Source organism: Nonlabens dokdonensis DSW-6 (assembly GCF_000332115.1).
Lineage (GTDB): Bacteria > Bacteroidota > Bacteroidia > Flavobacteriales > Flavobacteriaceae > Nonlabens > Nonlabens dokdonensis.
The window spans coordinates 2,801,095-2,816,172 of sequence record NC_020156.1; the positions used below are offsets into that span (position 1 = coordinate 2,801,095).

12 protein-coding genes and 1 pseudogene are annotated in these 15,078 nt (G+C 33.4%); 3 read left to right on the plus strand and 10 right to left on the minus strand.

Annotation, left to right across the window (positions count from 1 at the left end; genetic code table 11):
* Positions 1-13: 13 nt before the first annotated feature.
* Genes DDD_RS12255 through DDD_RS12270 form a run of 4 tightly spaced genes read right to left on the minus strand, consistent with a single transcriptional unit; the run spans position 14 to position 4,595 of the window.
* Complete coding sequence (locus tag DDD_RS12255; protein WP_015363210.1) at positions 14-1,426, minus strand: Fic family protein; 1,413 nt, start codon at positions 1,424-1,426, stop codon at positions 14-16.
* Positions 1,427-1,459: 33 nt separating this feature from the next.
* A complete protein-coding gene (locus DDD_RS12260; RefSeq protein ID WP_015363211.1) occupies positions 1,460-2,347 on the minus strand; it encodes a 3-hydroxyacyl-CoA dehydrogenase family protein in 888 nt (295 codons plus the stop codon).
* A gap of 47 nt (positions 2,348-2,394) precedes the next feature.
* On the minus strand, positions 2,395-3,624 hold the full coding sequence (locus DDD_RS12265) for a serine hydrolase domain-containing protein (protein ID WP_015363212.1): 1,230 nt from the start codon (positions 3,622-3,624) through the stop codon (positions 2,395-2,397).
* Between the two features lie 2 nt (positions 3,625-3,626).
* Positions 3,627-4,595, minus strand: a complete 969-nt coding sequence (locus DDD_RS12270) for a Gfo/Idh/MocA family protein (protein WP_015363213.1) — start codon at positions 4,593-4,595, stop codon at positions 3,627-3,629.
* Between the two features lie 148 nt (positions 4,596-4,743).
* Between DDD_RS12270 and DDD_RS12275 the strand changes: the two genes are divergently transcribed.
* Positions 4,744-5,385: a protein-L-isoaspartate(D-aspartate) O-methyltransferase gene (locus DDD_RS12275; RefSeq protein WP_041567142.1), complete on the plus strand. Its 642-nt coding sequence runs from the start codon at positions 4,744-4,746 to the stop codon at positions 5,383-5,385.
* Positions 5,386-5,444: 59 nt separating this feature from the next.
* Here DDD_RS12275 and DDD_RS12280 read toward each other — a convergent pair whose 3' ends face one another.
* A complete protein-coding gene (locus DDD_RS12280) occupies positions 5,445-7,463 on the minus strand; it encodes a tetratricopeptide repeat protein (RefSeq protein ID WP_015363215.1) in 2,019 nt (672 codons plus the stop codon).
* A 92-nt stretch (positions 7,464-7,555) separates the two neighbouring features.
* Here DDD_RS12280 and DDD_RS12285 point away from each other — a divergent pair.
* A pseudogene (locus tag DDD_RS12285) lies at positions 7,556-7,846 on the plus strand (protein-L-isoaspartate O-methyltransferase family protein); the annotation flags it as partial.
* Between the two features lies 1 nt (position 7,847).
* Here DDD_RS12285 and DDD_RS12290 read toward each other — a convergent pair.
* The 3 genes from DDD_RS12290 to DDD_RS12300 form a co-directional block, all read right to left on the minus strand.
* Entirely contained in the window at positions 7,848-8,543 is a 696-nt protein-coding gene (locus tag DDD_RS12290; protein ID WP_015363217.1) for a T9SS type A sorting domain-containing protein, read from the minus strand.
* A 45-nt stretch (positions 8,544-8,588) separates the two neighbouring features.
* A complete protein-coding gene (locus tag DDD_RS12295; protein ID WP_015363218.1) occupies positions 8,589-8,888 on the minus strand; it encodes a hypothetical protein in 300 nt (99 codons plus the stop codon).
* Positions 8,889-9,075: 187 nt separating this feature from the next.
* Complete coding sequence (locus DDD_RS12300; RefSeq protein WP_015363219.1) at positions 9,076-9,957, minus strand: cyanophycinase; 882 nt, start codon at positions 9,955-9,957, stop codon at positions 9,076-9,078.
* Between the two features lie 178 nt (positions 9,958-10,135).
* Between DDD_RS12300 and hutH the strand changes: the two genes are divergently transcribed.
* The gene (gene hutH, locus DDD_RS12305; RefSeq protein WP_015363220.1) at positions 10,136-11,641 is read left to right on the plus strand and encodes a histidine ammonia-lyase; all 1,506 of its coding nucleotides are present in this window, start codon (positions 10,136-10,138) and stop codon (positions 11,639-11,641) included.
* Here the strand turns inward: hutH and DDD_RS12310 are convergent.
* Together DDD_RS12310 and DDD_RS12315 are read right to left on the minus strand one after the other, a co-directional pair.
* A complete protein-coding gene (locus DDD_RS12310; RefSeq protein ID WP_015363221.1) occupies positions 11,638-12,042 on the minus strand; it encodes a GTP cyclohydrolase I in 405 nt (134 codons plus the stop codon). The genes hutH and DDD_RS12310 overlap by 4 nt on opposite strands.
* 362 nt (positions 12,043-12,404) lie before the next feature.
* Positions 12,405-14,981 (minus strand): ATP-dependent Clp protease ATP-binding subunit, encoded by a 2,577-nt coding sequence (locus DDD_RS12315; protein WP_041567446.1) that lies wholly within the window; start codon positions 14,979-14,981, stop codon positions 12,405-12,407.
* Between the last annotated feature and the right edge of the window lie 97 nt (positions 14,982-15,078).

Consider the following 15,078-nt stretch of genomic DNA (forward strand, 5'->3'; position numbering starts at 1 on the left):
GTACTGTCAGAAACTATTCTTCTTCTTTTATTTGTTTGATAAGTTGTTTGGATATTGATTTTAAAATATTATTTATCGATTCAGACGTAATACGAGTATCATAATCATTTTTAGATTGATAAATAATAGTTGTGCTGATCAAAGAACCGTTTCTCTCTAATTCATATTTATTATTCACTAAAGAAATTTCGTAGAATTTGAACTCTAATTGGAGATTCATTTCTATTGTCTCTTCAATGTCCTTTGTTGCCGTTTTATTTGAACTATAACTCCATATCCAAAGTAAATTCTTGATATCATAAAAATTATCTGTCGAATCTAAATGATTGTCTTTTATTGCAATCTTTATTGCAGGTGCTAATATTTTGAAAAGATTGAAATTATCTCGTATAGTTAAAGAAAGTTTTTGATCGAGTTCATGATTTAAAATAATTTCGTTGTTAGCTTTTTCGTAAAAATCTTTGAATTTTAAAAGTTGCAATGATATTGAATTCCATAAATCGTCATGAAGGTGATTTATCAAATCGTATACCGTATTTTTTGATTTGAAATTTGTCGTTTTAGATAATTTTTCTCTTTTCAAAAGTTCAATCTCCTTATCAATATCTCCTTTTTCTTCTAGGTCTTCTCCATTAGCTGCTTTAAGACTTAATTCTAGCGACCAGATAGCTTGTTGTTCTACATATTCTATAATCGCAAGTTGCTTTCCAGTATCTGCTTTTTGTAAAGAGGTGAGGTAATTTTCTTTATCAGCTGATTTTATAATTATTGGCGGATAATTATTTTTAAGTAAAATATAATTCATAATTAAACGAGAAACTCTACCATTTCCATCATCAAAAGGATGGATACAAACAAATTTGTAGTGGAATAATGCAGCCAGTTGAACAGGATGCATGGATGGTTCATTTTCTCGATACCAATCTATTAGATCGGTCATCATCGCAGGAGTAGCCTCTACCGAGGCGTATTCATGAATCTCTCCATTCCTAAGTCGTACACTATTAGGCGTAGACTTATATTTTCCTATCTCTATTTTTTTTCTTGTCGTGTTACCATTAAAGTCTGTAGCTTCTTTCCAAAACGGTCTTACTAAAATAAGTTTGTTTAGTTCGCAAATAAATGACTCTGTTAATGGACGTTCATTTTCCCTTGCCATTTCTTCAATTTGAGATAAAGCCACATCGTGTGCTTTCATCTCTTCAATGTCACTTAGCTTTACATCTCCTGTGCTTTTATCATGAAGTAATAAAAGTTCAGTCTGACCGTAAGTTAAAGTGTTTCCTTCAAGATGATTAGAGTTATAATTAAATTCTAAACGTAACTTCTTTTTTAAACGCTTTTCATCTTCAATTCTCAAAGGAGTTTTAGTTTCTAGTTCTTTTTTTAAAGAATTAATACGCTCTATGAAGTCGGTAGGATACATTTTTGAGTTTTAAGATCAGTAAGTTAATATTTCCTATTTAAAACTAGCACTCACAATTTCAGCCTTTCTAGACTCGCTGTAATCGTAGAAACCTTCTCCAGATTTCACGCCTTTTTTACCTGCCATTACCATATTTACTAATAACGGACATGGAGCATATTTAGGATTTTTGAATCCGTCGTACATGACGTTTAGGATGCTTAAACATACATCTAACCCTATAAAGTCAGCTAGTTGTAAAGGTCCCATAGGATGTGCCATACCTAGTTTCATAACCGTATCGATTTCTTCTACACCTGCAACACCATTGTAAAGTGTTTCTATTGCCTCGTTAATCATAGGCATCAAGATTCTATTGGCAACAAAACCAGGATAATCGTTTACCTCAGTCGGTGTTTTACCTAGTTTTCGCGAAAGCGTCATTATGGTCTCTGTAACTTCATCACTGGTAGAATAACCACGTATGATTTCTACTAGTTTCATGATAGGTACTGGATTCATAAAATGCATACCGATTACTTTCTCTGGTCGCTTAGTTACTGAAGCAATTTGAGTAATAGATATCGAAGACGTGTTAGTAGATAAAATGCAATTTGCTGGAGCAAACTGATCCATATCACCAAATATTTTAAGCTTAAGATTAACATTTTCAGTCGCTGCTTCTACCACAAGATCTGCTTGAGAAACACCTTCCTTAAGGTCTGTATAAGAAGTTATATTTCCTAGAGTGGTTGCTTTATCATCTTCTGTTATGCGTTCTTTGGCGATCATACGATCTAGGTTCTTTGAAATAGTACCTAAACCTCTATCTATAGCATCTTGTGAAATATCGACAAGAGCAACGTTAAAACCTGATTGCGCAAATGTGTGCGCAATCCCGTTTCCCATTGTTCCTGCACCTATAACTGTAATATTTTTCATTGTAAATTATTTTATGATGTACCGATTTTATCGGAATATTTTATTTATTATTTGGCAATCTCCTCATTTAAGAGTTTTGCAATAGATTTAAAAGCCTCGACTTCTTCTTCTGTATTGAAATCTGAATTAAACAAAAGCGCAAATCCTTTATGTGTTTCAGGATGAAAGTAAAGTAATGTAGTCACACCTGGATCACCTCCAGAATGTCCTATGCCACCGCGCTCATAAGTGATAAAAACTCCTTTGTTGAACCCATCTTCTTCATGTGCTTTACTAGATTTTTCAGTTTTGAAATGTGATTCATCTAGATATTTATTGAAGAACATCTCATAGCTTGTGTCGTTTAATAATGTACCTTCTTGCTGGTGCGCTTTTATTAATTCTTGACCTAAAATAGCTAGCTCATGGGTACTGGTTCTATAGGCACCATCTGCCGCAGTTACCAGTCCATAAAACGGATATCTCAATGCGTTTTTGCTATATAAATAAGAATGCTGATCACTAATGTCATCTTGCCAAGTGGAATTTTCTAGGGATAGCGGCTTTATAATTTGCTCTTGAGAGTATGTTTTAAAGTCTTGACCAGTTAAGGACTCTACGATAACCGCTACTAATCCTGCACCATTATTGCTGTAACTATAAGTAGAACCTGGCTTATAATTTATGTAACCATATTTAGTACTAGAGCTATCTATTTCCTCTAACGTTGCTCTTAGGTATTCTATTAAAGGCAGGCTATTTTCTTTCGTTTTAAGTTCTTTTACCTCTTCTTGATCGATGTCGGGATTATCTTCAAAGCCTTCTTCTATGATGTAATAAGAATTACCATAAAATTCTCCATCATATATAGAAGAAGTGTGTGTTACCAGTTGTTGAATTGTTATGGACTCATCTGGAAACAAAGGATTCTTAACTTTAAAAGGCAAATAAGAATTGATGTCATCACTTAGTTTGACATCTTTTCCTTCCATCGCTTTAAGTAAGGTAAGACCTGTAACCACTTTAGAAATAGAAGCAATGTTTTGAACTGTTTTTGTAGTGTAGGGCACATTGTATTTTAAAGAGCTTACGCCATATCCTCTTTCAAAAAGAATTTGATCTCCATTAAAAAGAGCAATTCCCATTCCTTTAGAATTTGTGTTGCTGAATAATTCTCCCAATTTATCCTCTAAACCTTCAGAATTATAATCGGTAGTTTTTTCTTCTTCAGGTTCAGACGCTTCTTTTTTACAAGATACGAAAACACATAAAAGACCTAGTAAAACGAGTTTTTTCATATTTATAAAGATTTAAACTCTTTGATGATTTGTAGCGCTACGTCTAGAGCAGCTGCGCCATCTTCTAGATTTACTATTGGTCTGGTATCGTTTTCTATCGCATCTGCAAAGGTTTCTAATTCGTCTAGAATGGCATTATTATCTGTCATATCTGGATTATCAAAGTAGATTTGTTTTTTGATTCCTTCAGCATTTTGTAGGATCATGTCAAAATCACCAGGTACTTCTGGCGCATCTTTCATACGTACGACTTCTACTTTTTTAGTCAGGAAATCTACAGAGATATAAGCGTCCTTCTGGAAGAAACGTGCTTTGCGCATTTTTTTAAGACTGATGCGGCTTGCAGTAAGGTTTGCCACACAGCCATTTTCAAATTCTATACGAGCATTTGCAATATCTGGCGTCTCAGAAATTACAGACACGCCACTTGCGCTCACGCTCTTCACTTTACTTTTCACAACACTTAGTATTGCATCTATATCGTGAATCATTAAATCTAGTACCACACTTACATCTGTACCGCGCGGATTAAACTCTGCCAATCGATGTGTTTCAATAAACATAGGATTATCAAAACGGTTTGCCACAGATCTAAATGCTGGGTTAAAACGTTCCACTTGTCCTACTTGACCTTTTAAATTCCGCTTTCGCGAAAGCGAGATCAATTCCTCAGCTTCTTCTACAGTAACAGTAATCGGCTTTTCTATAAACAGGTGCTTTCCTGCCTCGAGGACTTTCATACCACTCGCATGATGATAAGAAGTAGGCGTTACTACGTCAATCATGTCACAAGCTGCGATGAGTTCATCTACATCAGAGAAGTATTTGTACCCTAACTCTTCTTCAATTTTTGTTGAATTTTGAGCATCGGCATCATAGAAACCTACGAGGTCGTAACGTTCACTTTGTTGTAGTAGTTTAAGGTGTATTTTACCGAGGTGGCCAGCACCTAGAACTCCAGCTTTAAGCATAATTATAGCATTTTTGTAAAAATAAGTAATAGATCGTTAAAATATCGTTAGCAAAAAGCTAGTTATGACTATTTATTAGCAAATTTTTGTTGAAAAATAGTAGTCTTTTGAATGGGAAATAAAGAATGTTGAAATTACTTTTGACCTTATCGAAGATAATTACATACATAAAGGAAAGCGCCGTCAGTTAGTAGATTTAATGCGCGATAAAGGGATTACAGATTCCAAAGTGCTAGACGCTATGAATCAAGTGCCCAGACACTTGTTTCTAGACAGCTCGTTTTTAGAACACGCTTATAAAAACAAAGCATTTCCCATAGGAGCAGACCAGACCATATCTCATCCTTTTACAGTGGCGTTTCAAAGCCAATTGCTGGAATTAAAAGCAGGCGATAAAGTACTGGAAATAGGAACTGGAAGTGGTTATCAATGTGCTGTATTACTAGAAATGAAAGCTCAGGTCTATACGATTGAGCGACAAAATGAATTGTATAAAAAAACCAATTTACTCTTTAGAAAACTGAATTATCGTCCTAGAAAATACGTTTTTGGCGATGGTTATAAAGGCTTGCCAGAAGAAGCTCCATTTGATTCTATTATCGTTACATGCGGTGCGCCCGAAATTCCTCAAACATTATTAGGCCAACTCAAAATAGGAGGTAGGCTAGTGATTCCAGTAGGTAGCGATCCACAAATAATGACCTTGATCATAAGAGAAAGCGCTACAGATTTTTCAAAAGAAACTTTTGGTGAGTTTAGGTTTGTCCCGTTTTTAGGTGGTAAGAATTAGGATTGATTTATCTTTTGAATTTACAATTATTAGATTAAGTTCTTTGTAAATATTCACATTTAATAAATATTTGTTTCAACTGTTTTGACCTTCCTATTTTCGTCAAACCTAACCGACCAATTAATTAATAAATCACTGCTATTTAAATAAAATTCAACTTTATCATCCTCTGAAACGTTATGATCAAATTGCATTTCGATATAAGGTCCATTTAATTTGATCTTTTCAGGAATGATAGCTTCATCCATATTTAATTTATTGATACTAAAGTAAGGGTTTAGATGAATTAATTCTCTAGGAAGTTTCAAAGTAATTACATCTTTACCGATTAAATTATGATCAACCGTTAAAATTGATTTCTGATCAATCAATTTTAGCACTTGTTTTCCACTTATCCCTGTGTATTTATAATGTAAATCTAATTTTTCCAATTTACTTTTATTTGATTCGATATTCTTATTTGAAATATCATCTTTAATGACTTCCAATTTAAAATCATTTTTATCGATCCAAGCTATTCTCTCATCAGTAACAACTATTGCTCTAACACTAACAATATCATTATCAATATTCTTATCCTTACCAAGAAAATTATATTTGATTTCTGTTTTTCCAAAGTCAGTCTTAGAATGAGGCATTACCTCATTAATGGTATGATCTGCTTTAAACACTTCATAATCATCTTTATACATATCTGTGAAGTGAATGCAAAGGAACAACCGTACATTCTGCAGTTTTATGTCTGACTTATTATTTAAAGAAATATTTAAAGCGTTTGAATTCCATGTAGATGTATTTGCCTCTAAATCTAGAAAAGATTTTTCTTCAAAAATCAAATTGAAACTTTCTTTCAAATTTTTTTCACAATAATCCATGTCTGAAATCAAAAAATCATAAACCAATTGATTTCCTCTTCTGAAAAAATGTTTGAGTATTTCTTCTTTTGCTACATCTGAATTAAATTTATTGGAAGCAATCAAAGCTTTTTGAAAATTTGGACTGAAAGCCCCATATCCTTCCATTGTTGATTTGTATAATTCAAGTAAATATTTACCTTCTACACTTCTATTTAGATAATTACGTTGTTCATAAGTGTTGAGTAAATCCAATAAATTATGAGCTTGCTTTGGATATTCGATTGCTGATTGGTTAAAATATGTTAGGGCTTCGTTTTCTTTATTTAATAAAAGAGAATATCTGCCTTTTAATAATAAAGCTGGTGCTGATTGATCTGGATATAGATCCAAATATTGTTGTAAAATAATTTCTATCTCTGATATTTCAATTGGAATAGATTCATTTACAATCAATCGAGATTTATTTATTTCAATTAAACAAAGTGATTTTAACAACAAAGCTTCTCTGTCTTTTGGACTAAGAAGTAATACCTTATCTAATTCTATTAATGCACTTTCAAAATTTTCTGAATTGATTTCTAAATATGCTTTGTCTCTCTTAATACAAACTTCATCCCATTGTTTTAAATACTTTGAATAAACTTTCGTATAATTTTCAACATAATCCAAATATTCATTCTTTACAATGTTAAATTGTTTTTCATATTTCTCAGATAATTCATGTTGATTTAAAACATTACTTGCTATTGCAGCGCTTGAAACTGCGATCATATTATAAGGATAAGTAATTGAGGAAGAAGCTTTTGAGTTTTCTTCAATTAAAACTTCTGGCATATTTTGGAATAAAGTCCACATACTCTCTGCATTTTCAAGTTCTTTGTCAATTTGATGCATTTCGTTCATTATGGGTAAAATATCCTTTTTGGCATTTAATACATCAATAGCTACATCAGAATAATCGAAAGTTTTTAAAAATGCGTAGTATTCTTCAAAACTCTTTTGATTTTTTCTTGAATTATCCAATGAATGAATTGTCTTTATAGTCTTTTCTAAATCATATTCGACATTATTTGACTTGACATTATTATCAAAAACATTCGCAATCTCTTTTAGATCTTTAGTTAAAGGTTCTTCATGATATTTCTCAAAATATGTAGTGTAAATGAAGTATCCAGAAATAACAATTACTAGTCCAAAAAATACTTTTTTAAAATTTTTCATAATTGATTTGTAGTCATACAATTCGAAAGTATATTCAAATAGTTTTAAATGTTAAATATACATTACATTTCTTAATAGAAATAGATGTAAAAACCAATTTACTCTTTAGAAAACTGAATTATCGTCCTAGAAAATACGTTTTTGGCGATGGTTATAAAGGCTTGCCAGAAGAAGCTCCATTTGATTCTATTATCGTTACATGCGGTGCTCCAGAAATTCCTCAAACATTATTGGGCCAACTCAAAATAGGAGGTAGGCTAGTGATTCCAGTAGGTAGCGATCCACAAATAATGACCTTGATCATAAGAGAAAGCGCTACAGATTTTTCAAAAGAAACTTTTGGTGAGTTTAGGTTTGTGCCGTTTTTAGGTGGGAAGAATTAAACTACTTAGAAAACTTAAAAGTCTTAACGTTCCCATCATTATTCTTCAATTTAAAAATGTAAAAACCATTTTTTAAAGAACTGATATTTATTTGATCATTCTCGATCTTTTGAGCACTTAAAACTTTTTTACCACTTAGATCAAACAGCTCATAACTTAAAAGGTTCAAAGGAATTTCATTAGCATCTATAAGAATTTGATCGGTGCTAGGAGACAAGAAAATATCAGTTGAGGAAAGTTGAAAAGAAGTTTCACTTAAAGGTAGGTTTCGATAAACGGCAACTTTTCCAGTAGGATTAGTAATGCGCAGTGTGGTTATATTTCCTAATGTAACAACCGAATACGTGAATATTTGCCCTGGATAAGCCAAAAAGAATTGTGTGTATTCTTGATCAAAGCTATCTATAACTGGATCATTTGCAAATGCTAGGGTTGCGGTTCCAAAATTTAAGGTAAACTCGGTATTATTATTATCAAAAGTAACATCTCCATTTATATCATTGTACGCATAAGTTTCAAAAGAAGTAGCAGTATCAAAAAGAAGCGTCGTTCCTACATTACGAAAAAGGATGGGCTGCGTTGTGACGGTTGTTCCCTGCACTAATTCAGTAAAATACCAAGTAGATTGAGTTAGTGTATTTTGAGAAAAACCAATAAACCCTAAAAGAAGGATTAAAGAGAGTAGCGTTAATTTCATGATGTTTAATTTATTTAAAGATAATTAAATAAAAATACTTCATTATCAAGCATTAAATTCTTCCGTCATACCAAATTGATCTAAATCATGCATGTTTTTATTAGGTAATGATTTTGCAAAATAGAAGTTGGCTGCAAACGCAGCAGCAGCGCCTAAAAGTGCAATGATATACATGGCGATAGGTTGTTCTGGAAAAACAAGTGCTCCTATAACAAAACCACCTAGTTCACCTGTAATCCATGTGAAAACAAAAAGAGCGATGTACCAGCCTTTTTTGTAGCCTTTGGATTCAAGAATCGCACCGATTTTTTTAGATAGGTAAATGATCAGGAAGATTTCTAACATGGTATAGTATTTTAGTTGGTAAAAATTTAATTGCCGAAAAATACTACTTTTCTAAAGAAATGATCGCTTGAAGAATGATGGTAATTATGACTCCGCTTTCGCGAAAGCGGAATCACGACAAATTATATGACCAAGAATAACTCTATTGATTATTGAAGAATAACAAATTATACTCTTGCACTTTTAATTAAATAAACGGCGCTTCTATGGGGAGCACCGTAACATTTCTATTTTTAATATCGTACATATCACCGTTAGACAGAACATGCACAGTCATATTAGAAATAGTCATAGGCGTACCTTCTTCAAGGATACTTTCATTATTATGCTTGATGGTGCTGCCATCAAAAACGATCACCATTCCAGAACCGATAACCGTACATTGATTTCCATTTTTGATGATCATTCCAGTGTCTTCAGCAAGTCCTATTCCTAATAAGTTAGGGAATTTTGCAATTGCCTCGGACTGTCTCCCAAAACGGCCTCTTTTAATAAAATGGGTATCAATTATTAATTCTGGGATAAGACTTAATCCTTTATACATGTTTACCGCACCTTTTATAAAAGACTCTGCTGCGCTACCGCCGGCGATCATTTCATTTGCCATTGCCATAGCACCAGCGCTGGTCCCAGCAATTACAAATCCAGCTTCATTTCTATAACGATCTACTAGAATTTTGTGAATACTTGTACCACCTATTTTTCTGGTGATTTTAGATTGATTTCCTCCAGAAAACATAACACAATTTGCCTTCTTTATAAGGTCAATAGAAGATTGTTTCTCTGAATCTGCTTTAGATCTAATGTCGAGTACAGTCACGTTTTTACAACCCAAAGTAGTAAAAGCTTCTAAGTAATTATCGCCTACTTCCACCGGTATACTTGAAGCAGTAGGAATTACTACTATGTGAGCATCAGTACCGCCAGATTCTTGTACCACGTGATATAAAATACCGTCCTCAACAAACTCTAGAGTATATTGCTCGCTCTCTTCAATTCCTTTATCTTCATTTCCGCCGATAGGAATAAGAACACCTTTAGGAGTTCCTTTATAATCTTCATTTTTCATAAATGCAAAAATAATTTTTTTATAGTTGGTTTGCTGGTAGAATTGAAGATCTTTTCTTTAAAATAGAGTTGATTTTCAACTTATGACGGAAGGTATAAAACTTTTGAAAGTGGTTATTTTAGGTGTTTTGGTGTGGAGTCTAGTTTACTTATTATTGTAATAACATAAACAGCCCAAAATGATACATGAAATTTCGCCAAAACGATTAAGTCTACGTGACTTAAATGACATAGATAAAAATGTAACAGAGATTAAGTTATCTGAAGCGTCATTGAGTGCGATCAAAAAATGTAGAAAATATCTTGATGATAATTTTGGAACGACAGATAGTCCTGCGACTTATGGAATTAATACAGGTTTTGGTTCTTTGTGCAATACTCCCATCGATAAGAAGGATTTGACTCAGCTGCAACATAACTTAATCATGTCTCACGCTTGTGGAACCGGAGAACAAGTTCCTGAGCATATCGTAAGGTGGATGTTATTTCTCAAAATACAAAGTTTATCCTACGGACATAGCGGAGTTAGTATTCAAGTGGTTCAAAGATTAATTGATTTTTATAATCATGAAGTATATCCAGTTATTTATGAACAAGGATCTTTAGGAGCTTCTGGTGATCTTGCGCCTTTAGCACACCTTGCCTTGCCTCTAATAGGTTTAGGAGAAGTTATTTATGAAGGAAAACGATACACTGGCGAAGAAATTAATGAACTGAAGGGTTGGAAAGCCTTACAATTACAATCGAAGGAAGGACTAGCTCTTATTAACGGAACCCAGTTTATGCTAGCTTATGGAGTTTATCTCTCTTTAGAATCTCAAAAATTATGGTATTGGGCTCATATTACGACGGCATTATCTCTAGATGGTTTTTCTTGTAATATGTCTCCTTTTGATGAGAGAATTCATTTGATACGACCTCATAAAGGACAATTAAAAAGTGCTTCTATCATTAGGGAATTACTACAAGACAGTGACATTGCTGCAGATGTAAAGGCAAATGTTCAAGATCCTTATAGTTTTAGATGTACGCCACAAGTTCATGGCGCTAGCAAGGATACACTTGATCATGTTATAAAAACTGTTTTAACCGAATGTAATTCTGTGACGGATAACCCTAACGTATTTCCAGAATCAGATACTATTATTTCTGGTGGAAATTTTCACGGACAACCGTTAGCTCTAGTGCTAGATTTTTTAAGCATTGCAATGAGTGAGGTAGGTAGTATAAGTGAAAGAAGAATTTTTCAATTGATGAGTGGTACTAGAGGTTTGCCTCCTTTTTTATGTAAAAATGCCGGTTTAAATAGCGGTATGATGATTTTACAATATACCGCAGCTAGTATTGTTAGCCAAAATAAGCAACTATCTAATCCAGCTTCAACAGATAGTATTGTAAGCTCTAATGGTCAAGAAGATCATGTAAGCATGGGCGCTAATGCTGCAACAAAAGCCTTTAAAGTAATTACCAACTTAAAAACGATCCTATCTATAGAACTGTTAACTAGTGTGCAATCATTAGATTTTCATGAGAAGGAAACGTCTAGCGTTTTGAGCTCAATAAAGAGTATTTTACGATCAACAATTGCAGCTTATGATAACGATAGAGTGATGTATACAGATATAAAACAAGCTCAAGAATTTATCGATTCCATGAATATTGATGACCTAATTTTAAATGATTAATTCATCGAAGTAGTAAGAGTGTTGTTTATGATACTTTCAAGTTGATGATTAGTCCATTTTAGAGCATCATTTGAATCTTGAAAAGATTTTAATTTACCTTTTTTGAAAAATTTACTCTCAAGCGCAACAGAACTTAATAGGCTATTTTGATTTTCAACTATTCCTATACAGCACAACTTATCGTAACGAGAGTTGAATAGATGTACCATGGGATCTACACTATAGCTATTTTCTCTCACACTCACATAACCTAAGTGGTGATTATCACCGTAATGAGCGATCAAATGTTCGCCTAAAATTGCATTTAATTCTTGATCAAAGTGAATGCCTTCCTTAATTTTACCTAACACAATGTTGGGAAGTAATTCAAAAACTCCAAAATGCAATTCTAAAACACGCATGAAAATATTTATTAAAAATTGAGCGTGCAAAAATAGTTCTCATTTGATATGCATGCATATCAAATTTTAATAATAATTTACAAAACGACAAAAAGCATAATATCACGATAATACAACGAGGTAGTTTGAAAACGACAGCTTAAGGGATCATAATAAAATCTGAATTTTCATTACAATATCGTATTGATAACAAATCCTTTATGATTAAATAGACCCTTAAATAACGTTTATTATTTCACTTTAAGATTTTAGCTTATAGAAAGCTTCAAAGTAAAGAAGTTCATTTCTCATAATTTTAAAAATAAAAAAAGAGTCTTAAACAAATGCTTAAGACTCTTTTCATTAATATATAAATGTATTAATTACTCTTTTTTAGATTCTTCTTCCTCTTCTTTAGAGGGCTTCTCAATCTTTACGATTAATTCATTCTTTTTCTCATCAAGATCCATAAAGATCGTATCACCTTCTTGAAGCTGACTGTTCACTATTTCTTCAGCGAGATGATCTTCTATATATTTTTGAATTGCTCGCTTCAACGGTCGTGCGCCATATTCTTTATCAAATCCTTTGTCTGAAATATAGTCTTTTGCTTTATCACTAAGGTTAAGGTGGTATCCTAAATCTTCAATTCGAGCAAATAATTTAGCAAGTTCAATATCGATTATTTTATGAATATCTTCTCTTTCTAATGCGTTGAATACAATCACATCGTCAATTCTGTTCAAAAATTCCGGAGCAAAGGTTTTCTTTAATGCAGATTGAATAATACCACGTGCATTATCACTTTCTGCACTTTTACGAGCTGCTGTTCCAAAACCTACACCAGAAGCACCAAAGTCTTTTAATTTTCTAGCACCTACGTTAGAAGTCATGATGATGATCGTATTTCTAAAATCAATTTTTCTACCTAGACTGTCTGTTAAGTAACCATCATCTAAAACCTGCAATAACATGTTAAATACGTCTGGATGTGCTTTTTCAATCTCGTCTAGTAAGATTACAGCATACGGCTTACGTCTTACTTTTTCAGTAAGTTGACCACCTTCTTCATAACCTACATATCCTGGAGGTGCACCGATTAATCGTGAAATAGCAAATTTCTCCATGTACTCACTCATATCTATTCTAATGAGAGAGTTTTCAGAATCGAATAGTTCACTAGCGAGAACTTTAGCGAGTTGAGTTTTTCCAACACCAGTCTGACCTAGGAAAATAAAAGAACCGATAGGTTTGTTAGGATCTTTAAGACCTGCTCTGTTACGCTGAATAGCTTTTACTACTTGCTTTACCGCTTTATCTTGACCGATAACTAAGTCTCCAATAGACTCGTTTAAATTACTCAGTTTTTTCAATTCTTTAGTAGCGATACGACTTACTGGAATACCAGTCATCATGCTTACTACTTCAGCAACATTTTCTTCTGTTACGGTATCTTTATGAAGCTTAGAAGCTTCTTCCCATGCTTCTTGAGCTTCTACAAGTCTTTGTTCTAACTTTTTTTCATCATCACGCAACTTTGCAGCCAGTTCATATTTCTGCTTCTTAACTACGCTATTTTTTTCAACTTTTACTTCTTCAAGTTGCTTTTCAATCTCTACGATTTGTTCTGGTACTTCAATGTTAGTGATGTGAATACGAGAACCAGCTTCATCTAGAGCATCAATAGCTTTGTCTGGTAAAAAACGATCAGTCATATAACGATTGGTCAATTTTACACAAGCAAGAATAGCTTCATCGGTATAAATAACATTGTGATGTTCCTCGTACTTACCTTTTATATTGTTAAGAATAGCAACAGTTTCCTCTACAGAAGTAGGTTCTACCATAACCTTCTGAAAACGTCTTTCTAAAGCGCCATCCTTTTCAATACTATTTCTATACTCGTCTAGGGTAGTAGCACCTATACATTGCAACTCACCTCTAGCAAGAGCAGGTTTAAACATATTTGAGGCGTCAAGTGAACCTGCAGCGCCTCCAGCACCTACTATGGTATGAATTTCGTCTATAAAAAGAATAATGTCATCATTTTTTTCTAGCTCATTCATTACAGCTTTCATACGCTCCTCAAACTGACCTCGATATTTTGTGCCAGCTACTAGACTCGCTAGATCAAGGGTTATGACCCTTTTGTCAAACAAGGTACGAGACACTTTTTTCTGAATAATACGCAAAGCAAGACCTTCGGCAATCGCACTTTTACCTACTCCAGGTTCTCCTATTAATAGCGGATTATTCTTCTTACGACGGCTCAATATTTGAGAAACTCGTTGAATTTCTTCACTTCTTCCTACAACAGGATCAAGTTTATCATCTTCGGCCATTCTTGTTAAGTCACGACCGAAATTGTCTAATACTGGCGTCTTTGATTTTTTATTTGTCTTCTTGTCAGAACTAGGAGAGAATAAGTTTTCTTTTCCACCATCCTGCATTTCATCTCCATCATTATCATCGCTAAAAGAAGCAGCACTTACATCTTCTACATAACCATCTTCCTGAGAGAGAATCAATTTAAATTCATCTTTTACATTATCATAATCTACTTTGAGCTTATTTAAAAGCTTTGTTGTAGGGTCATTCTCATTGCGTAGAATGCATAATAATAAATGGGCCGTGTTGATGGAAGTACTCTGGAACAACTTAGCCTCTAGAAAAGTTGTTTTAAGAGCACGCTCTGCCTGTCTTGTTAAATGAAGATTCTTCTTTTCATTAACTGCTGCGCTTACATTGGGATTTGCAGGGCTTAAAATCTCTACTTTTCGTCTTAAGTTGTCTAAATCTACTGATAAGTTTGTCAAGATCTCGATAGCTTTTCCATCGCCATCTCTTAATAATCCTAACATTAAATGTTCTGTTCCTATAAAATCATGGCCTAATCGTAAGGCTTCTTCCTTACTATAGGCGATTACGTCTTTTACTCTGGGTGAAAAATTATCGTCCATATCGCTTCTTTCGTCTAAATGTATTGAATTTATTCTTTTCAAAAAGCATTCCGTAATATAAAAAAGGGTTAATACTTTGTTTGCTTTCGCGAAAGCG

Excerpts from the sequence above, each read along its gene's own strand:
- DDD_RS12270 (WP_015363213.1), bottom strand. The coding sequence starts at position 4,595 with ATGCTTAAAGCTGGAGTTCTAGGTGCTGGCCACCTCGGTAAAATACAC.
- DDD_RS12260 (WP_015363211.1), bottom strand. The coding sequence starts at position 2,347 with ATGAAAAATATTACAGTTATAGGTGCAGGAACAATGGGAAACGGGATT.
- DDD_RS12280 (WP_015363215.1), bottom strand. The coding sequence starts at position 7,463 with ATGAAAAATTTTAAAAAAGTATTTTTTGGACTAGTAATTGTTATTTCT.
- DDD_RS12265 (WP_015363212.1), bottom strand. The coding sequence starts at position 3,624 with ATGAAAAAACTCGTTTTACTAGGTCTTTTATGTGTTTTCGTATCTTGT.
- DDD_RS12300 (WP_015363219.1), bottom strand. The coding sequence starts at position 9,957 with ATGAAAAATGAAGATTATAAAGGAACTCCTAAAGGTGTTCTTATTCCT.
- DDD_RS12310 (WP_015363221.1), bottom strand. The coding sequence starts at position 12,042 with ATGCGTGTTTTAGAATTGCATTTTGGAGTTTTTGAATTACTTCCCAAC.
- DDD_RS12255 (WP_015363210.1), bottom strand. The coding sequence starts at position 1,426 with ATGTATCCTACCGACTTCATAGAGCGTATTAATTCTTTAAAAAAAGAA.
- DDD_RS12290 (WP_015363217.1), bottom strand. The coding sequence starts at position 8,543 with ATGAAATTAACGCTACTCTCTTTAATCCTTCTTTTAGGGTTTATTGGT.
- DDD_RS12295 (WP_015363218.1), bottom strand. The coding sequence starts at position 8,888 with ATGTTAGAAATCTTCCTGATCATTTACCTATCTAAAAAAATCGGTGCG.
- DDD_RS12315 (WP_041567446.1), bottom strand. The coding sequence starts at position 14,981 with ATGGACGATAATTTTTCACCCAGAGTAAAAGACGTAATCGCCTATAGT.
- hutH (WP_015363220.1), top strand. The coding sequence starts at position 10,136 with ATGATACATGAAATTTCGCCAAAACGATTAAGTCTACGTGACTTAAAT.